This window comes from Streptomyces sp. L2 (assembly GCF_004124325.1).
In the GTDB taxonomy this organism is placed as follows: domain Bacteria; phylum Actinomycetota; class Actinomycetes; order Streptomycetales; family Streptomycetaceae; genus Streptomyces.
Map to the genome: position 1 here is coordinate 1,204,561 of NZ_QBDT01000001.1, position 17,695 is coordinate 1,222,255.

The following is a 17,695-nucleotide window of genomic DNA, read 5'->3' on the forward strand; positions in this document are numbered from 1 at the left end:
GCTCGCACCGTCTACGCCCGCGGGTGCGTCGTGGCTGGTCGCGCCCACGCGGCGGAGCCGCATATCGGCACAGCCCCGCGCCCCTTACGGGACGCGTCGCAGCTCTGTCGGCTGCGCGCACCCAGCCTACGTAGCTGCGGGCATGCGTGCCGCTAGGGGCGGCACGGGTGGGCGCAGCGGCACCCGGCCAGCGCCGGGAAGTGGCCCCACCCCCGGTCAGCGCCCGTGCCGGGCAGGTTGCGGCCGGTCGGGCCTCGCGTCGGGGGTGTCACGGTGAGGCGGTGAAGTGGGTGGTCAGGAGGGTGTGGGCCGAGGCCAGGTCGGATGTGGTGAGGGCGTCCAGGAGGGTTACGTGTTGGGTCGCGTCGGCCAGGAGGTCGGCGCGGGCCGGGGCGGTGGACAGGGGCCACTGGGCCCGGCGGTGCAGCTCCGCCGCGATTCGTACGAGCTGCGCGTTGCCCGACAGGGCCAGCATCGCCCCGTGGAACACCCGATCGGCCTCCGCGTACGTCGCCGCGCACCCGGTCGACGCCGCCCGCACCGTGTCCTGCGCCAGCGGCCGCAGCTCACCCCACCGCCCGGCCGGCACCGTCCGCGCCAGCCGCAGCAGCACCGGCACCTCCAGCAGCCCGCGCACCTCCGCCAGCTCGGCCAGCTCGCGGGGCCCGCGCTCGACAACCCGGAAGCCCCGGTTGGGCACGACCTCGACGGCACCCTCCAGCGCGAGCTGCTGCATGGCCTCCCGCACCGGCGTCGCGGACACCCCGAACCGCTCCCCGAGGACCGGCGCCGAGTACACCTCGCCGGGCCGCAGCTCGCCCGTCACGAGCGCCGTACGCAGCGCGTGCAGGATCTGCCCGCGCACCGAGGACCGCCGCACGGCACGCTGCGCCGGCACCCGGACGGCGTCCGACATCGCGGCCTCGGCGGAGCCCTGCGCGTCCGGCGTCGCGGCCTCGGCGGAGCCCTGCGCGTCCGGCGTCGCGGCCTCGGCGGAGCCCTGCGGGTCCTGCTCCACGGGGTCCTCCTCCCGGCGGCTTGTTACTCGTCCGTCAAGCACGATAAGCGCCCCGGGCGGCAGGTCAAACTCCGGAGGCCCGTTAAGATCATCTCCGCCCCGGGACCGGGCAGCACCCCCGCCCTCCGGCCGGTCATTCACAGTTTCCTCACCCGCCCCAGGAACTTTCCGCGAACCACCCGTACGGGTAGTCTTATTCGAACTCAACTCTCGCCCGTCACGCGGCAGTTCGAGCAGAATGCCGCCCTGGGACACCTCTCGCGCTTCCTTGGCGGCCTCTTGCCCCGAAACCCCGTGAGGCCGCTCGGGAGTGGGCCACTATGGCGGGCGTTACGCCCTATCCCAATGCAAGGGACCAGTGATGAGACTGACCGACATATCGCTGAACTGGCTGCTTCCGGGCGCCGTACTGCTCCTGGGCATGCTGACGGCGGTGGCGGTGCTGCGGCGCGGCAAGCGCTCCTCGGGGGAGAGCGCGGGCGCGGACGACTCGTGGGAGCGCAGCGAGGAGCGCCGCAGGCGCAAGGAGGCCCTGTACGGCACCGCCTCCTACGTGCTGCTGTTCTGCTGTGCGGCGGTCGCCGCCGCCCTCTCCTTCCACGGGCTGGTCGGCTTCGGCCAGCAGAACCTGGGCCTGACCGGCGGGTGGGAGTACCTGGTGCCGTTCGGTCTGGACGGCGCGGCGATGTTCTGCTCCGTGCTCGCGGTGCGCGAGGCCAGCCACGGTGACGCGGCCCTCGGCTCCCGGATACTCGTGTGGACCTTCGCGGGCGCCGCGGCCTGGTTCAACTGGGTGCACGCCCCCCGCGGTGTCGATCACGCGGGCGCTCCGCAGTTCTTCGCCGGTATGTCCCTGTCCGCGGCCGTCCTCTTCGACCGCGCGCTGAAGCAGACCCGCCGGGCGGCGCTGCGCGAGCAGGGCCTGGTCCCGCGTCCGCTGCCGCAGATCCGCATCGTCCGCTGGCTGCGGGCCCCCCGCGAGACCTACAAGGCGTGGTCGCTGATGCTGCTGGAGGGTGTGCGCAGCCTGGACGAGGCGGTCGAGGAGGTGCGCGAGGACCAGCAGCGCAAGGAGGAGAACCGGCTGCGGCGCCGCGAGCAGCAGCGGGTCGAGCGGGCCCAGCTGAAGGCGATCAGCCGGGGGCACCGCGGTTTCGTCGGGCGCGGCCTCGGCCGGCAGCCCGAGATGCAGGCCGTGGAGCGCGGCCCCGCGCCGGCGACCGCGGAGCCTGCCATATCCGCGCCGGAACAACTGCCCGTACGCTCTCGGCCCTCCCTCCAGCCGGTCCGCAAGGCGGCTGACCCGGTGAGCACGGTGACCGTCGACCTCACCGCGGAGGACGACACCATGGCCCTGCCGCGCCTGGACTCCCTGGAGCGCAAGCTGAAGGACCTGGAGCAGCAGTTCGGCTAGGAGTACGAAGCGGGCCGGCAGGTCCGCGGTCTTACGGGGCGGGGCGTGACCCACGGGTCACGCCCCGCCCCGTTTGTCAGCGGCCCCCGGCTCCGTCCGGCCTCACGCTGCCTCGCCGTCCCGCCTCACGCCGCCTCGGCGCCGAGTTCGAACCACACCGACTTGCCCACGCCGTGCGGCCGTACGCCCCAGGAGTCCGCGAGGGACTCCACCAGCAGCAGCCCGCGGCCGTGGGTGTCGCCGTCCGGCTCGGGCGTGCGCACCCGGGGGGTGCGGCCCACGAAGTCCCGCACCTCCACGCGCAGGCCGCGCGGCCCCACCACGGCCGTCAGGACGGCGTCGCGGTCGGTGTGGACGAGCGCGTTGGTGACGAGTTCGCTGGTGAGCAGTTCCGCGATCTCGGAACGGCCCGGCTTGCCCCAGTCCCGCAGCAGCGCCCGCAGCTCGCGGCGCGCGTCGGGCACCGCCCTCAGGTCGGCCTGACCGAGTCTGCGGCGCAGCCGGGGCGCACGCGCCCGGACCGCGCCGCCCTCCCGGTCCCCGGGTATCTCCCCGGCGTCGTCGACATCCCCTGTTCCCCCCGGTCTCGCCGAGGAGGCCCCGATGGCCACGGGACCGCCTCCTCGCGCCTGCCTCTTCATGACCCCCGCCCGCACGCCGCCGGCCCTGCCCCTCGTGGTCGAACACGTCCACGGGGATGCTTGCCCAGCCGGCTCCCGGCCAGTCCTGCCCTCGCGCGGACGGCCGCTTGTTCGGCCACCGCGGTACGACCCCTCGCACAGCCCCTCGTACGGCCCCGGAACGCCGCCGTACGTCCGACACGCCCGCCGGGACCGCCGTACCGTGCCACGTGTGCCCCGCGGCGGCGGCCCGCCCCGTTCCGGAACCCGGTGTCGCCTGTCCGTCACCGCACGTGAATGTGGCCGGAAACCGCCGTTGCCGGATCCTCAGGGACGGGGGACGTTGCGCAGGTTCGAGCGGGCCATCTGGAGCATCCGGCCGACACCGCCGTCCAGCACGATCTTCGAGGCGGACAGGGCGAACCCGGTGACCATCTCGGCGCTGATCCGCGGCGGGATGGACAGCGCGTTGGGGTCGGTGACGATGTCCACCAGGGCCGGACCCTTGTGCCGGAAGGCGTCCTTCAGCGCGCCGGCGAGCTGCTTGGGCTTCTCCACCCGCACCCCGTGGGCGCCGCAGGCGCGGGCGACGGCGGCGAAGTCCGGGTTGGCGTTGGCCGTGCCGTACGAGGGCAGGCCGGCGACCAGCATCTCCAACTCGACCATGCCGAGCGAGGAGTTGTCGAACAGCACGACCTTGACCGGCAGATCGTGCTGCACCAAGGTCAGGAAGTCGCCCATCAGCATGGAGAACCCGCCGTCACCGGACATGGAGATCACCTGCCGGCGGCGGTCGGTGAACTGGGCGCCGATGGCCATGGGCAGCGCGTTCGCCATCGAGCCGTGCGAGAACGAACCGATGATCCGGCGGCGGCCGTTGGGCGAGATGTACCGGGCGCCCCATACGTTGCACATTCCGGTGTCGATGGTGAACACCGCGTCGTCGTCGGCGACCTCGTCGAGGACGGCGGCCACGTACTCGGGGTGGATCGGGATGTGCTTGTCGACCTTCCGGGTGTACGCCCGGACCACGCCCTCCAGGGCGTCCGCGTGCTTCTTCAGCATCCGGTCCAGGAAGCGCCGGCTGGTCTTCTCCCTCACCTGCGGGATCAGGCAGCGCAGGGTCTCGCGCACGTCGCCCCACACGGCGAGGTCGAGCCGCGAGCGGCGCCCGAGGACCTCCGGCCGTACGTCGATCTGCGCGATCTTCACGTCGTTCGGCAGGAAGGCGTTGTACGGGAAGTCGGTGCCGAGCAGGATCAGCAGGTCGCACTCGTGGGTGGCCTCGTAGGCGGCGCCGTAGCCGAGCAGACCGCTCATGCCGACGTCGTACGGGTTGTCGTACTGGATGAACTCCTTGCCGCGCAGGGCGTGTCCCACTGGGGACTTGATCTTCCCGGCGAACTCCATGACCTCGGCGTGCGCTCCCGCCGTGCCGCTGCCGCAAAACAGCGTGACCCGCTCGGCCGCGTCGATCATCCGGGCGAGCCGGTCGATCTCGGCGTCGCCGGGCCGGACCGTGGGCCGGGAGGTGACGAGCGCGCTCTGCTGGGACCTCTCCGGGGCGGGCTCGGCGGCGATGTCGCCCGGCAGGGACACCACGCTGACGCCGCGCTGCCCGACCGCGTGCTGGATGGCGGTCTGCAGCAGCCGGGGCATCTGCTTCGGGCTGGAGATCAGCTCGCTGTAGTGGCTGCACTCCTGGAACAGCCGGTCGGGGTGGGTCTCCTGGAAGTACCCCAGGCCGATCTCACTGGACGGGATCTGCGAGGCGAGGGCGAGCACGGGCGCCATGGAGCGGTGGGCGTCGTACAGGCCGTTGATCAGGTGCAGGTTGCCGGGGCCGCAGGAGCCGGCGCAGGCCGCCAGCGTCCCGGTGATCTGCGCCTCGGCACCGGCCGCGAACGCGGCGGTCTCCTCGTGCCGTACGTGGATCCAGTCGATGGCGGAGCTGCGGCGGACGGCGTCGACGACGGGGTTCAGGCTGTCGCCGACGACGCCGTAGAGGCGGCGTACGCCGGCGCGGACGAGGATGTCGACGAACTGCTCGGCGACGTTCTGCTTGGCCATGCCGGTCCACTGCCCTTCGGTGTGCGCGGATGCCTGGAGGCTCCCCGTCCTCAGGTTCCATGGAGGCACACCGGCCGCCGCTACGCCTCCCACACGGCGGCCGCCGTACGGTCGTCCGCGTATCCCTTGACCCTGACCTGGGCGTCCGCCAGGAACTCGGCGAGGCCGGGCGGGGCGGGGCAGGACCAGCGCCGGGCCAGGTAGGCGCACAGGGCCGGCTCGCCGCGCAGCGGGTCGGACAGGCCGCCGGTGCACATCACCAGCGCGTCACCCGGCCGGGCTACGGAGGCGCGGAACCGGAAGGGCGCGCGGGGCGGCGCGGGCGCGGGCTCGTACGGGCTCGGCGGGGTCGGGATGCCGAGGTCCATGGTGAGCCGGTCCCCCTCGGGTGTCTCGGCGGGCGCGGAGCCGAAGCCGGTGGCGGTCCGGCCGGCGGGACCGCCCGGGCCGGCGGCCGGTGGCAGCGGTGGTTCGATGTCCTGCCACTCGCCGCCGCGCAGCCGGAACAGCCCCCCGTCGCCGACGCCGAAGAACACGCGGGTCCGGCAGGAGGGATCGGCCGGCAGCAGCAGGCAGCGCAGGCTCGCCGCGTACTCCTCCGGGTCGAGGCCCTGCTCGACCGCGCTCGCGCGGAGCTTGCCGAGACTGCGGTCGGTGAGCCGGTGCAGCCCGGACTTCAGCTCGCCGCGCCGGGCCGCCCGGATGTCCTCGCCGAGCCGCTGGTGGCTGCGGCCCACGGCCCGCCCGATCAGCCGGCACGCGTCGGCCGCCGCCCGGTGCGCGCCCGGCGTGGCGCGCGCGCCGGTCGCCATCGCGACGAGCACCAGCGCGTGCTCGCCCGAACCGAAGCGCGCGGTCAGCAGCGCGTCCCGGCGCGGCTCGCCCCGGTAGCGCGCCGAGTCCCCGCGCAGCGACACGGCCCGCACGGTGCACGCCCCGTACCGGGCACCGTCCAGCACGGTGTCGGCGACCAGCGCGCCGAGTTCGTCCGGGTCGGCGGCGGGCAGCGCGGTGGGCTCGGCGTCATAGGTCGGGGGGCCGGAACCGACGTAGTCGACGGAGGAGGGGGGCGGCGCCGTGAGGGCCGGGGGGAGGACTGGCTCGGTGACCCGGGCGGGAGGTTCGGGGCGATCGGGATGGGAGGTGGGCGGGGCGGACGCGAGGGTGGCGGGCGGGGCGGGGTCGAGGGTGAGGGCGGGCGGTCCGGGCTGGAGGGCGGGGTCGAGGATGGTGGCGGCGGGCGGTCCGGGTTCGGCGGGTGCCTCGGACAGCTCGGGTGCCTTGTGTGGCTCGGGCGGTTCCGGTTCGGCCGGCGGCTTCGTGAGCCCGGGGGACGCCGGGGGTGCCGGGGCGGCGGGCTGCTCGGGCGGGGCCTGGGATTCGGCCGGAACCTGGGATTCGGGCGCGGCCGTGCGCCTGGGCGGAGTCTGGGATTCGGCCGGAATCCGGGATTCGGGCGCGGCCAAGGGCTCGGACGGAGCCTGGGATTCGGGCGCGGCCGTGGGCTCGGGCCGCGTGGGAGTTGCGGCCGTGGGCTCGGGCCGCGTGGGAGTTGCGGCCGGTTTCGGCGAGGGCGGCTGCGGGGGCTGGGACGGTGCCGGCGGCGGGGTCGGGGTGTCAGGGGGTGTGGAGGTGCGCTGGGGTGGGACCGCCGGTTCGCGGGGCGGGTCCTGGGCGGGTGCCGGGCGGGCCGGGCCCCGCTCTCCGCGTCCTCGCCCCGTCACCGTCCTCTTCGCCGAGGCGAAGCGGTCGTCCAGGGAATCAGGAGCCGCTGTGGGCCCCGTGTCCTCGGTGGAGTCGTCGTACAACTGCCCCCACCAGTCGTCCTCATGACGGGCGGACGTACCCCCCTGCTGGCTCATGCCCCTGATTGTCCACCGCACGGGCCGGATGAAAACGGGGCATCGGGAAATTCCGGCGCTTCAGGACCCGTTCGGGACCCGTCGAACGGCGTGTCGGGTGAAGGAGTGAACTGCCGTGCGAACTGGGGTGCGTGGCCGCCGGGCGGTCCCACCCCCCACGGGAGGACCGCCCGGCGACATCGGGAGTGACCCGGCACCGGATCCCCTACGCGCACGCGCGCGCGTCCGGGCCGGATCACCGTGTGCGGGACCGGGCGATGAGAACGCCGGTCGCATGGCCGGATACCGGCCTGTTTCCCTGGTCTCGGAGGTCCGTGCGGACCATGGCCGTCCGCGCCGCACTGACGTCACCTTGGCAGACTGACCGCCAGTACGGCGATGATGTCCTGAGGCGGGTTTGCGCCGTGGCTGTTTTCCGCCACGGCGCGGTCACCGCCGGGGGCATCGCCCGGTGCCGCCGGGCGGGGTGTCGAGGGAGGGCGACGAGTTGATGCTGGCAGCGCTGGGGCTGGACGAGATCCACGAGGAGGCGTACCGGGCGCTGGTGTCCGTGGGCGCCGCCGACGTCGCCGATCTGGCGCGGCGCCTGACGCTCGGCGAGTCCGACACCGAGCGTGCGCTGCGCCGGCTGGAGCGGCAGGGCCTGGCCGCGCAGTCCTCGGCGCGGCCGGACCGCTGGGTGGCGGCCCCGCCCGGCGTGGCGCTGGGCGCGCTGCTGACCCAGCAGCGGCACGAGCTGGAGAAGGCGGAGCTGGCGGCGGCGCTGCTCGCCGAGGAGTACCGGGCGACGGCGGCGGAGCCGGCGGTGCACGACCTGGTGGAGGTGGTGACGGGCGCCTCCGCGGTCGCCCAGCGGTTCCTGCAGTTGCAGCTGGGCGCCGCCGAGGAGGTGTGCGCGCTGGTCACGGGCAAGCCGGTGGTGGTGTCCGGCATGGAGAACGAGGCGGAGGCGCAGGCGGCCGGCCGCGGGGTGCGCTACCGGGTGGTGGTGGAGCGGGAGGTGCTGGATCCGCCGCACGGGCTGACCGAGCTGACGGCCGCGCTGAACCGGGACGAGCAGGTGCGGGTGGCGGACCGGGTACCGACCAAGCTGGTCGTCGCCGACCGTTCCCTCGCCCTGGTGCCGCTCACCTCGAAGACGGCCGAGCCGGCCGCGCTGGTGGTGCACGCCAGCGGGCTGCTGCAGTTGCTGGCCGGGCTGTTCGAGTCGGTGTGGCGCGAGGCGCTGCCGCTGCGGCTGGGCGCGGCCGGGGTGGCCGAGGAGTGCCCCGACGCCCCGGACCCGACCGACCTGGAGGTGCTGTCGCTGCTCCTGGCCGGGCTGACCGACGCGAGCGTCGCGAAGCAGCTCGATCTGGGCCTGCGGACCGTGCAGCGCCGGGTGCGGCGCCTGATGGAGCTGGCGGGGGTGACGACCCGGCTGCAACTCGGCTGGCACGCCTACGAACGGGGCTGGGTGGCGCGGGAGAACCCGCGGGGGGTGTGAGCCGGGGGGCGTGGGCCGGGCGTACGCGGGCCGTCGTCCCTCTTGGTCTGCGGCTTCCCACGCCGTCCGGCACTCTGGGCAGATGGGAGTGTGGGAACTCCTGCTGGTGGGTCTGGTGATCGCACTCGGCGTGTGCGGGGTGCTGGTGCCGGGTCTGCCCGGGGCCTGGCTGGTGTGGGCGGCGGTCGTGTGGTGGGCGCTGTCGGACGCGCGGCCGGTGGCGTGGTGGGTGCTGGTCGGCGCCACCGCGGTGCTGCTGCTGTCCCTGGCGGTGCGCTGGGCGTTGCCGCCGCGCCGCCCCCGGACGCCGGGCGACACGCCGCCGGGCCTGGGGCCGTACGCCGGTGCGGGCGCGTTCCTCGGCTTCCTGCTGGTCCCGGTGCTCGGCGCCCTGCCGGGCTTCCTGACCGGCATCTACCTGCACGAACGCCGGCGCCTCGGCGGTCACGGCCCGGCCATGGCCTCGCTGCGTACGACGATGCGGTCGGGCGGCGCCGCCGCGCTGGCCGAGCTGTTCGCCTGCCTGCTGATCGCGGGGGCGTGGCTGGGGGCGGTGGTGGGCGCCTGACCGGGGCCGGTCAGCGGGAGCCGGTCAGGGCGTCGGCGACGACGCGGGCGACCGCGAGCATGCCGGCGTCGTCGAAGTGCAGGTGGTCGCCGGGGTCGTAGGCGGGCCGGATGCGCTGGGGGTCGGCCGGGTCGCGTACGGCGGCGTCCGCGTCGGCGACCGCGTCGAAGATGGCGCCGTGCCGGATGAGGGTGTTGACCCGCTGTCGCAGCGCCTCGCGGGCGGGGGTGTGGGCGGGATGGCCTCCGTAGGGGGTGAGGGTGACGCCGACGACGCGGAGGCCGGCGGCGTGGGCCCGGGTCACCAGGGTGCGGTAGGCGGCCGCGAAGTCGTCTGCGACGGGCGCGTCGGCGGTGCCGCGGATGATGTCGTTGATGCCCTCCCAGACGATCAGCACCCGCGCCCCGGCCCGGTCAAGAGCGTCGGCGTCCAGGCGGGCGAGGGCGCTCGGTCCGACGTCGTCGCGCAGCAGCCGGTTGCCGCCGATGCCGGCGTTGAGGACGCCGAGCCGCCGGGGGCGCAGCCGGTCGGCGAGCCGGTCGGGCCAGCGGTGGTTGGTGTCGGGGGTGGAGCCGGTGCCGTCGGTGAGGGAGTCGCCGAAGGCCACGACGCTGCCGAGTGCCGCGCCGCGCACGTCGACGCCCGTGACGTAGTACCAGTGCCTGGTGGTCGCGGTGTACGCCGCACCGCTCACGTCGGCGGCGTGGCCGGTGCCGCTCCGGGCGAGGTAGCTGGTCTGCAGGGCGGTGCCGTGGTCGGTGGCGGGACCGCAGTCGGTGGGGACGAACACGGTGACGAGCAGGTCGGCAGCGGCCGGCACGGGCAGTCCGACGGGGTCGGTGAGCAGGTCCCGGCCGGGCTGGACGGTGGCTGTGGGGGCGCCGAGGAAGGTGGCCCGGCGCAGGGTGCCGGGGACGGCGTCGGGGCCGGTACGGCGCAGTGCCACGGTGACCGCGCCGAGCCGCAGCGGCGCGGTGCCGAGACGGTTGCTGAGCCGGATCCGCAGCGCGGCCCCGCCGACGCTGAGGTGGACGACGTTGCGGATGGCCACCCCCGCCCCGACGGCGGCCACCCCGGAGGCGGCCGCCTCCCAGCTGCCGCTCCAGACCGGCTGCCCCACGGCGCGGGGGCCCGGCACGGACGCGCCCAGAGCCGAGGCCGCGAGCACGGGCGCGTCGGCAGAACCGGATACTCCCGGGCCGGGTTCAGCCCCCGCCGGACTCCCCCACGCCCCGGTCAGCGCCCCCAGCAGAACCGCCGCAAGGACCCGCCCGAACCTGACCATCTACGCGCCCGCCCTTCCACTGCCCATCCGCACAGGACCGTGCCACACACCCACCCCGCAACACCGCAGCCCACCCCCGGTTCCACCCGCTCGGACCAGCAAAAACGAGGAAACGCACGCCGCGGGGCTCCCGACCGCTCGGGCCCCGGCTGGCTTGCGGCGAGCCCCGGGGGCGGGTGGCGGGGGCCGGGACGGCGAGAGGCGGGGCCCGGGACGGCGAGAGGCGAGCGGCGGGTGGCGGGGCCGGGCGGGCGAGCGGCGGATGGGGCCCCGGGACGGCGAACTCCCGGGGGGCCGGACGCCGAGCGACGGCCCTCCTGCACGCCGGGCCACGGCCTTCGGGGGTGATGGCCCTCCCGGGCCACGGGGCGGGCTCCGAAGCGACGGCTCCGGGGGCGACGGACTCCCGGGCAGCGGGCTCCTGAACGGCGATCCGGGGTCGCGGGCTCCCAGGGGGCGGCCCTCCGAACGCCCCCCGGCGGCGGCCTTCGGGGCGACGGCCTCCCGGACGACGCGGCGGCCCCCGAAGCGACGGCACCGGGGGCGGCGGGCTACCTGGTCGCGGGCTGCGGGTGGCCGCCTCGCCTCAGGTGGCCCGGTCCCCCGCCCTCCCCGACGCCTCCGCCACCCGTAGGTGCTGCGCGGCGTACGAGCGCCATGGGCGCCAGGTGTCATGGGTCGGGGTGTCGGGTGGGGGGACGTCGGGGTCGGCCAGGGCGCGGATGCGGAGGGCGGTGATGGCGGCTGAGGGGAGGCCGGGCACGGTGCGGAGGGACTCCTCGGCGGCCTGCCGGTCGGCGCCCGGGTCCAGTCGTATCGTGCCGTCGGCGAGGGCCGCGGCGAGGGTGCGGAGGGGGCCGGTCGGCTCGGCCTCGGCCAGGACCGCGGGGTCGGGGAAGAGGTGGGTGAGGGTGCCGCAGGGGGCGTCGAGGGCCTTGCCGTAGCGGCGGACCAGGCGCTCGGCCTCGTCACGGTCGGCCAGGACCTTCACGGCGGCCTCCAGCGGGTCGACGGCGCCCGGTGAGCGGAGTCCGGGCCGGGCGGCGACCAGGGGCGCGAGGCGGGGGTCGGCGCCGAGCCGCTCGTCGACGGCGTACGGGTCGGCGTCGAGGTCGAAGAGCCGCCGCAGCCGCTGTACGGCGGTCGTGAGGTCCCGCGGGTCGGTGAGCCGCAGCCGCGCGTCCAGCCAGCCGCCCGGCCCGGTGCCGCCGCCCCGCCGCGCCTCCCGGCCGCGCTCCTCGACGGCGACGAGCGCCGTGCCGTACGGCAGTCGCAGCGTGCGCCGGTAGGTACGGCGGCCGGTGTCGCCGGACACCTCCTCGACGCCCGGTACGGCCTCCAGCGCCAGCTGGTCGAAGACGGCGGCGGTCTGGTACGGCCCCCGGTACGCGAGCCGCAGCGGGATGCCGGCGCCCGGGGCGGCCCGCCGTACGCCCCGTCCGCCGGGCGCGGCGCCCCGCACCTCGGTCGGCGTCGCGTCGTACACGGCGCGGACGGTGTCGTTGAACTGCCGCACGCTGGCGAACCCGGACGCGAACGCGATCTCGGTGACGGGCAGGGCGGTGGTCTGCAGCAGCACCCGGGCGGTGTGCGCCCGCTGGGCCCGGGCGAGGGCCACGGGCCCCGCGCCGAGTTCGGCGGTCAGCTGCCGCTGGACCTGGCGGGCGCTGTAGCCGAGCCTGAGGGCGAGCCCGGCGACGCCCTCCCGGTCCACGACGCCGTCGGCGATGAGCCGCATGGCCCGGCCGACGACGTCCGCGCGGACATTCCACTCGGCGGACCCGGGCACCGCGTCGGGCCGGCAGCGCCGGCAGGCACGGAACCCGGAACCCTGCGCCGCGGCGGCCGTCGCGAAGAACCGCACGTTCCGCCGCTTCGGCGTGACCGCCGGGCAGCTGGGCCGGCAGTAGATCCCGGTGGTCGTCACGCCGAAGAAGAACGCCCCGTCGAAGCGCCCGTCCCGGCTCCGTACGGCTTCGTATCCGCTGTCCGCGTCCATCATCACGCCTCCCAGTGTGGAACGGGCGACGGGGACCGGCTGGCGGAAATCGGACACGCAGGTCCCCGTAATCCCCTTCCCGGGAGGCCGGGAGGCCGGGAGGGGCGACGGGGGCCCACACCCGACGTGCCGCCCGGCCTCAGCTCCAGCGGCCCCGCTTGGCCTGCATCGCCGCGCGGCCCTCCGCCCCCTTCCGCTTCCAGTCCTTGCGCAGTTCGGCGCGGACCCGGGCGTCGGTCTTGGCGACGATCCACTGGTTCTCCCGGACGAGCTTGCGGTAGCTCTCCAGCCGCCGTACCGGAAGCTCGCCGTCCTCCACGGCGGCGGCCACCGCGCAGCCCGGCTCGCGTTCGTGGGCGCAGTCGTGGAACCGGCACCGCCCGGCCAGTTCCTCGATCTCGGAGAACACCTGCCCGACCCCGGTCTCGGCGTCGAACAGGCCGACGCCGCGCAGCCCGGGGGTGTCGATCAGCACGCCGCCGCCGGGCAGGGCGAGCAGATTGCGGGTGGTGGTGGTGTGCCGGCCCTTGCCGTCGACGTCCCGCGCCGCCCGCACGTCCATGACGTCCTCGCCGACGAGGGCGTTGGCGAGGGTCGATTTGCCGGCGCCGGACTGTCCCAGCAGCACGGTCGTGCCGGAGCCGACCAGCGAGGCGAGGACGTCGAGTCCGTCCCCGTGCAGGGCGCTGACGGTGAGCACCGGCACGCCCGGCGCGGTCGTCTCCACGTCCTCCACGAGGTGGCTCAGGGTCACCGGGTCCGGGACGAGGTCGGCCTTGGTCAGCACGACCACGGGCTGCGCCCCGGACTCCCAGGCGAGCGCCAGGAACCGTTCGACGCGCCCGAGGTCGAGTTCGACGGCGAGGGACACGGCGACGACGGCGTGGTCGACGTTGGCGGCGAGGATCTGCCCCTCGGACCGCTTGGAGGAGGTGGATCGCACGAAGGCCGTCCGGCGCGGCAGGTACGCGCGGACATAGCGGGGGTTGCCGCCGGGTTCGACGGCGACCCAGTCGCCGGTGCACACGACCCGCATCGGGTCGTGGGGGGTGACGAAAGCGGTGTCGGCGCGGACGGTCCCGCCGGCGGTGACGACGTCGCACTGCCCGCGGTCGACCCGGACGACGCGGCCGGCCAGGAGGCCTTCCCCGGCGTACGGGGCGAACTCGGACTCCCAGCCCGCGTCCCAGCCGTACGGGGCGAGGGGGTGCGAGGAAGGTGAACCCGGAAGAGAAGCCGAGCTCGAAGGAGAAGAGGAAGACAAGGGTGACCCTTCACATGGGTGGCCCCGGCACCGCGTCCTCGGACGCGGGAAGAAAAGGTGTGGTCAGCCGGCGGCCAGAGAGGTGGACTTGACGGACTTCCGGATGCGGGCAACGCCCATCGCAACGACAGTCATCGGTCAACACCTCCTGGGTCACACACACGGCGGGCAGCGGCTGCGGGAGCAACCACGTGAACGGACACCACCCTAGCGACCCGCCCTGACGACGCACCACTGAATTATCAGCGCACCGATGTCCGGCTCCCCAAGCGGCGTGTCGCGGTCGATCGCGCGCCGGCTCCGCTGGGCTCACGCACGCGCAGTACGTCCTGGTCGCCTCGCTGTACGGCATGCGGCGCACCGGCGAGCGGCCCGGTCCGCGCCGGCTCGCCGAGCACACCGGTCTGGAGGCGCTGTACGTCTCGAAGCCGGCGCGCCCTGGAGTCGGCCGGGCTGATCGAGCGCAGCCGCGACCCACGGGACCCACGCGCCGTGCAACTCGCCCTCAGCGAGCAGACACAGGCCGTCACGCGGCAGGCCGTCGGGGTGGTCCAGGAACTGCTCCAGCGGTTGCTGGATCCGCTCGGCGGTCTCGACGGCCCACGGACGCGCGCGTTCACCGACGCGCTGCCGGCCCTGCTCGACACACCGCCGTCGGCGCGGAGACCGCCCCCGTCAGCGCCCGTATCTGGGGCGGGACACCCGCGGCGGACCTCGCCGCCGCGGGCCGCGTCCTCGCTCTGGTCACCGGGCGCGTCAACGCGGAGCTCGCCGCGCCGGCGAGGTGATGCCCGGGGTGAAGCCTCTCAGCACTGCCCGTCGGCGACGACGTAGTAGCCGGGTGACGTCTCGCGCAGGGTGTGCCGCACGAAGACGTTGTAGAGGCCCATGTTCTGGCCGGAGCCGTTGGCGTACGTGGTGCCCATGGTCTGGTGGGCCCGTCCCGCCGCCACCTGGCCGTAGTTGCTGTCGGTGAAGCACTGGCCCGCCGGCGCGCCGGTCGTGGTGGCGACGACTCCGGGCGACGAAGCACCCGGTCGGCCGGAGGAGTCGACGGCCGCCACGGTGTACGTGTAGGCCGTGCCCGCGGAGAGCCCGGTGTCGGTGTACGTCGTGCCGGTGACGGCCGAGGCGGTGACCTTCGTGCCGTCGCGGTACACCGCGTAACCCGCCGCGTCCGGCACGGAGTTCCAGGTCAGGGTTGCCGAGTCGGCCGTGGTGCCGGTGACCTTCAGGCCGGTGGGCGCGGGTTCTCCGGTGCCGGGCGTGCCGTCGAGGCCGAAGAAGTGGGCCGTGTAGTAGCTGGAGCAGATGGCGTCGGGGTAGTAGGTGCCGGTCGTGCCGCACTGGTCGGTGCCGGAGCCGGGGTGGACGGCGAGGCCGTGGGGCATGCCGGAGACGGAGAACGTGACGACCGCGGGCGTTCCGTCGCCGTCGGCGTAGATCCGCTCGGTGGTGCCGCCTGGCAGCGACTGGGTACTGGACGGGGTCTGGGAGATGCCCCAGACGTTCGTCCAGCCGTCCATGCTGTACGTCATCTCCGCCGGGTTGACGGTGGTGTCGGAGCTGCCCTGCCAGACGGCCACCCGGGGCCAGGGGCCGTCGTAGCCGGGGTGGGAGCCGCGGATCAGGTCGCCCCACTGCTGGACGGTCCTGCTGGTCGTGCCCGACGTGCAGTTGGTGTTGAAGATGCCGGTCGTGGAGCACTGGGCGGCCGGGCCGGAGTCGATCGATCCGGCGGCGAAGACGTCGGGGTAGTCGGCGAGCAGGTCGGCGGTCATGCCGCCGCCGGCGGAGAGTCCGGTGACGTAGATCCGGGCCGGGTCGACGTGGTACGTGCTCTCCGCGTACTCGATCATCTGGTGGACGGACTCGGCCTCCCCTTGGTCCCGGCCGTCGTTGGACGGGGTGCCCCAGTCGAAGCAGTTGCTGATGGGGCTGGAGACGGAGGGCTGTTCGGGGAAGACCAGCGTGAAGCCGTACAGGTCGGCGTACTTGGGCCAGCCGGAGTGGGTGTAGTAGTCGTTCGCGCTCTGGGTGCAGCCGTGCAGGGCGACCACGAGGGGCGCGCCGTCGGCGACGCCGGCGGGCCGGTAGCTGTACATGTTCAGGCTGCCGGGGTTGGAGCCGAAGCCGGTGACCTGGGTGAGGCCCGGAGCGGCCGAGGCGGGTGGCGTGGCGGCGGCGAGCCCGGCGAGCGGCAGGAGGAGACCGGCCGCAAGTGCGGTGATTCTGCCGCGCAGTCGGGCTCGCCGGGAGCGGTGCCGCATGGGGAGTGTCATCGTGTACTCCTGGGTGGGGTCCGGTGGGGAGGGGCCAGGATGGCGCCCGGACCCGGGTGCGCGTCATGTGACGGAAACCCAGTGCTGTGCGGGGAGTTGTGGGGGGTGCCCCCATTGGCGCCCGGCGAGGCGCGGCTGCGTCCGGCGACGCGCGGCCGCGCCCTGCGGCACGCGGCTGCGCCCGGCGGCACGGGGCCGGTCAGGCCTCCGCGCCGTCGAGGAGGAGCAGGTGCGCGTCCGTGGCGTCGACGACGTCCTCGATGCCGGTGCCGGGTGCCAGTTCGACGAGGTGCAGTCCGTCCGGGGTGACGTCGATGACCGCCAGGTCGGTGATGATCCGGTCGACGACACCGCGTCCGGTGACGGGCAGCGTGCACTCGCGGACGATCTTCGAGGAGCCGTCCTTCGCGGTGTGCTCCATGACCACGACGACCTTGCGGGCGCCGTGCACGAGGTCCATGGCGCCGCCCATACCCTTCACCGTCCGGCCCGGGATCATCCAGTTGGCGAGGTCGCCGCCGGCGGAGACCTGCATCGCGCCGAGGACCGACACGTCGATGCGTCCGGCGCGGATCATGCCGAAGGAGGTGGCCGAGTCGAAGCAGGCGGCTCCGGCCCGGACCGTGACGGTCTCCTTGCCGGCGTTGATCAGGTCCGGGTGCTCGTCGCCCTCCTCGGGGTACGGGCCGACGCCGAGGATGCCGTTCTCGGAGTGCAGGACGACGTGGATGTCGTCGGGGAGGTGACTGGGGATCAGGGTGGGCAGGCCGATGCCGAGGTTGACGTAGCTCCCGTCGGAGAGTTCGCGGGCGGCGCGGGCGGCGAGCTGGTCGCGGGTCAGGGCCATCGTCAGTTCTCCTGGGCGGCGGTGGCCGGGACGGCCGTACGGGCGGGGCGGACGGCACCGGCGGGGCGGACGGCACCGGCGGGGCGGACCGTGCGGCGTTCGACGCGCTTGTCGGCCGGGTCGGCGAGGACGATCCGGTCCACGTAGATGCCGGGCAGATGCACCGCGTCCGGCGGTATCTCGCCGGGTTCGACGATCTCCTCCGCCTCCAGCAGGGTGGTGCGGCCGGCCATCGCGCACAGCGGGTTGAAGTTGCGGGCGGCCGCGTGGAAGACGGCGTTGCCGTGCCGGTCGGCTACTTGGGCGCGGACGAGCGCGTAGTCGGCGGTGATGGCCCGCTCCAGCAGATAGCGGCGGCCGTCGAACTCCCGTACCTCCTTGGGCGGGGAGCCGATCGCGACGCCGCCGTCGGGGCCGTACCGCCAGGGCAGTCCGCCCTCCTCGACGAGGGTGCCGACGCCGGCCGGGGTGAAGAAGGCGGGGATGCCCGCGCCGCCGGCCCGCAGCCGTTCGGCGAGGGTGCCCTGCGGGGTGAGTTCCACCTCCAGTTCACCGGTGAGGTACTGGCGGGCGAACTCCTTGTTCTCGCCGACGTAGGAGGAGGTCATGCGGGTGATCCGGCCCGCGCGGAGCAGCAGCCCCAGGCCCCAGTCGTCGACGCCGCAGTTGTTCGACACGACCTGCAGACCCGAGGTGCCGGCCTGCGCCAGCGCGGCGATCAGTGTCGACGGGATGCCGCACAGCCCGAATCCGCCGACCGCGAGGGTGCTCCCGTCGGGGATGTCCGCGACCGCCTGCGCTGCCGATGTCGCCACCTTGTCCATGCGTTGCCTTTCCGTCCGGTCCCGGGGGGACGCGTGCCGGGCCTCGTGTCGGGTCCCGGCGCTGCCACCCTCGCCAGCGGCGGCGGCACTGTCCATGTCGGCCGCCGCCATGGAACCGGGCCGGGATACGGGGTGCGGCCACATACCGGCGTCCCG

13 protein-coding genes and 2 pseudogenes are annotated in these 17,695 nt (G+C 74.7%); 5 read left to right on the forward strand and 10 right to left on the reverse strand.

Translation table 11 applies throughout. The features are described 5' to 3' along the window. Positions 1–268: 268 nt before the first annotated feature. Positions 269–1,018 (reverse strand): GntR family transcriptional regulator, encoded by a 750-nt coding sequence (locus DBP14_RS05170; RefSeq protein WP_241740809.1) that lies wholly within the window; start codon positions 1,016–1,018, stop codon positions 269–271. A 361-nt stretch (positions 1,019–1,379) separates the two neighbouring features. Between DBP14_RS05170 and DBP14_RS05175 the strand changes: the two genes are divergently transcribed. Continuing rightward, positions 1,380–2,432: a DUF2637 domain-containing protein gene (locus DBP14_RS05175; RefSeq protein ID WP_129305859.1), complete on the forward strand. Its 1,053-nt coding sequence runs from the start codon at positions 1,380–1,382 to the stop codon at positions 2,430–2,432. Between the two features lie 125 nt (positions 2,433–2,557). On the opposite strand, the gene DBP14_RS05180 is transcribed toward DBP14_RS05175, so the two are convergent. The 3 genes from DBP14_RS05180 to DBP14_RS05190 all read right to left on the reverse strand — a co-directional run bounded on the left by DBP14_RS05180 (position 2,558) and on the right by DBP14_RS05190 (position 6,984). Beyond that, the gene (locus DBP14_RS05180) at positions 2,558–3,073 is read right to left on the reverse strand and encodes an ATP-binding protein (protein WP_129305860.1); all 516 of its coding nucleotides are present in this window, start codon (positions 3,071–3,073) and stop codon (positions 2,558–2,560) included. A 306-nt stretch (positions 3,074–3,379) separates the two neighbouring features. Then, positions 3,380–5,122 carry a pyruvate dehydrogenase gene (locus DBP14_RS05185; protein ID WP_129305861.1) on the reverse strand — a complete coding sequence of 581 codons (1,743 nt, stop codon included), beginning with the start codon at positions 5,120–5,122 and terminating at the stop codon, positions 3,380–3,382. An 80-nt stretch (positions 5,123–5,202) separates the two neighbouring features. Continuing rightward, positions 5,203–6,984: a protein phosphatase 2C domain-containing protein gene (locus DBP14_RS05190; protein ID WP_129305862.1), complete on the reverse strand. Its 1,782-nt coding sequence runs from the start codon at positions 6,982–6,984 to the stop codon at positions 5,203–5,205. A 490-nt stretch (positions 6,985–7,474) separates the two neighbouring features. Here DBP14_RS05190 and DBP14_RS05200 point away from each other — a divergent pair, with 490 nt between their 5' ends. Together DBP14_RS05200 and DBP14_RS05205 are read left to right on the forward strand one after the other, a co-directional pair. Further along, positions 7,475–8,470 carry a TrmB family transcriptional regulator gene (locus DBP14_RS05200; RefSeq protein WP_129305863.1) on the forward strand — a complete coding sequence of 332 codons (996 nt, stop codon included), beginning with the start codon at positions 7,475–7,477 and terminating at the stop codon, positions 8,468–8,470. An 82-nt stretch (positions 8,471–8,552) separates the two neighbouring features. Beyond that, complete coding sequence (locus tag DBP14_RS05205; RefSeq protein WP_129305864.1) at positions 8,553–9,038, forward strand: DUF456 domain-containing protein; 486 nt, start codon at positions 8,553–8,555, stop codon at positions 9,036–9,038. Between the two features lie 10 nt (positions 9,039–9,048). On the opposite strand, the gene DBP14_RS05210 is transcribed toward DBP14_RS05205, so the two are convergent. The 3 genes from DBP14_RS05210 to rsgA form a co-directional block, all read right to left on the reverse strand. Next, a complete protein-coding gene (locus DBP14_RS05210) occupies positions 9,049–10,206 on the reverse strand; it encodes a GDSL-type esterase/lipase family protein (protein ID WP_241740810.1) in 1,158 nt (385 codons plus the stop codon). A 703-nt stretch (positions 10,207–10,909) separates the two neighbouring features. Then, on the reverse strand, positions 10,910–12,322 hold the full coding sequence (locus tag DBP14_RS05215; RefSeq protein ID WP_206739424.1) for an AlkA N-terminal domain-containing protein: 1,413 nt from the start codon (positions 12,320–12,322) through the stop codon (positions 10,910–10,912). 139 nt (positions 12,323–12,461) lie between these two features. Beyond that, positions 12,462–13,586 carry a ribosome small subunit-dependent GTPase A gene (gene rsgA, locus DBP14_RS05220; protein ID WP_129305866.1) on the reverse strand — a complete coding sequence of 375 codons (1,125 nt, stop codon included), beginning with the start codon at positions 13,584–13,586 and terminating at the stop codon, positions 12,462–12,464. Between the two features lie 234 nt (positions 13,587–13,820). On the opposite strand from rsgA, the pseudogene DBP14_RS36665 reads away from it, so the two are divergent. Both DBP14_RS36665 and DBP14_RS36670 read left to right on the forward strand, forming a co-directional pair. Continuing rightward, positions 13,821–14,237: pseudogene (locus DBP14_RS36665) on the forward strand (MarR family transcriptional regulator); the annotation flags it as partial. An 8-nt stretch (positions 14,238–14,245) separates the two neighbouring features. Beyond that, positions 14,246–14,374, forward strand: a pseudogene (locus DBP14_RS36670) (MarR family transcriptional regulator); the annotation flags it as partial. An 18-nt stretch (positions 14,375–14,392) separates the two neighbouring features. Here DBP14_RS36670 and DBP14_RS05235 read toward each other — a convergent pair. The 3 genes from DBP14_RS05235 to DBP14_RS05245 form a co-directional block, all read right to left on the reverse strand. Further along, positions 14,393–15,868, reverse strand: a complete 1,476-nt coding sequence (locus tag DBP14_RS05235) for a PHB depolymerase family esterase (protein ID WP_206739206.1) — start codon at positions 15,866–15,868, stop codon at positions 14,393–14,395. A gap of 199 nt (positions 15,869–16,067) precedes the next feature. After that, complete coding sequence (locus DBP14_RS05240; RefSeq protein ID WP_129305867.1) at positions 16,068–16,715, reverse strand: 3-oxoacid CoA-transferase subunit B; 648 nt, start codon at positions 16,713–16,715, stop codon at positions 16,068–16,070. Positions 16,716–16,717: 2 nt separating this feature from the next. After that, positions 16,718–17,539: a CoA transferase subunit A gene (locus DBP14_RS05245; RefSeq protein WP_129305868.1), complete on the reverse strand. Its 822-nt coding sequence runs from the start codon at positions 17,537–17,539 to the stop codon at positions 16,718–16,720. Positions 17,540–17,695 lie beyond the last annotated feature (156 nt).

What these genes read in the sequence shown, in the direction of transcription:
- DBP14_RS05175 (WP_129305859.1), top strand. Translation starts at nt 1,380, where the DNA reads ATGAGACTGACCGACATATCGCTGAACTGGCTGCTTCCGGGCGCCGTA.
- DBP14_RS05180 (WP_129305860.1), bottom strand. Translation starts at nt 3,073, where the DNA reads ATGAAGAGGCAGGCGCGAGGAGGCGGTCCCGTGGCCATCGGGGCCTCC.
- DBP14_RS05185 (WP_129305861.1), bottom strand. Translation starts at nt 5,122, where the DNA reads ATGGCCAAGCAGAACGTCGCCGAGCAGTTCGTCGACATCCTCGTCCGC.
- DBP14_RS05190 (WP_129305862.1), bottom strand. Translation starts at nt 6,984, where the DNA reads ATGAGCCAGCAGGGGGGTACGTCCGCCCGTCATGAGGACGACTGGTGG.
- DBP14_RS05200 (WP_129305863.1), top strand. Translation starts at nt 7,475, where the DNA reads ATGCTGGCAGCGCTGGGGCTGGACGAGATCCACGAGGAGGCGTACCGG.
- DBP14_RS05205 (WP_129305864.1), top strand. Translation starts at nt 8,553, where the DNA reads ATGGGAGTGTGGGAACTCCTGCTGGTGGGTCTGGTGATCGCACTCGGC.
- DBP14_RS05215 (WP_206739424.1), bottom strand. Translation starts at nt 12,322, where the DNA reads ATGGACGCGGACAGCGGATACGAAGCCGTACGGAGCCGGGACGGGCGC.
- DBP14_RS05235 (WP_206739206.1), bottom strand. Translation starts at nt 15,868, where the DNA reads ATGACACTCCCCATGCGGCACCGCTCCCGGCGAGCCCGACTGCGCGGC.
- DBP14_RS05240 (WP_129305867.1), bottom strand. Translation starts at nt 16,715, where the DNA reads ATGGCCCTGACCCGCGACCAGCTCGCCGCCCGCGCCGCCCGCGAACTC.
- DBP14_RS05245 (WP_129305868.1), bottom strand. Translation starts at nt 17,539, where the DNA reads ATGGACAAGGTGGCGACATCGGCAGCGCAGGCGGTCGCGGACATCCCC.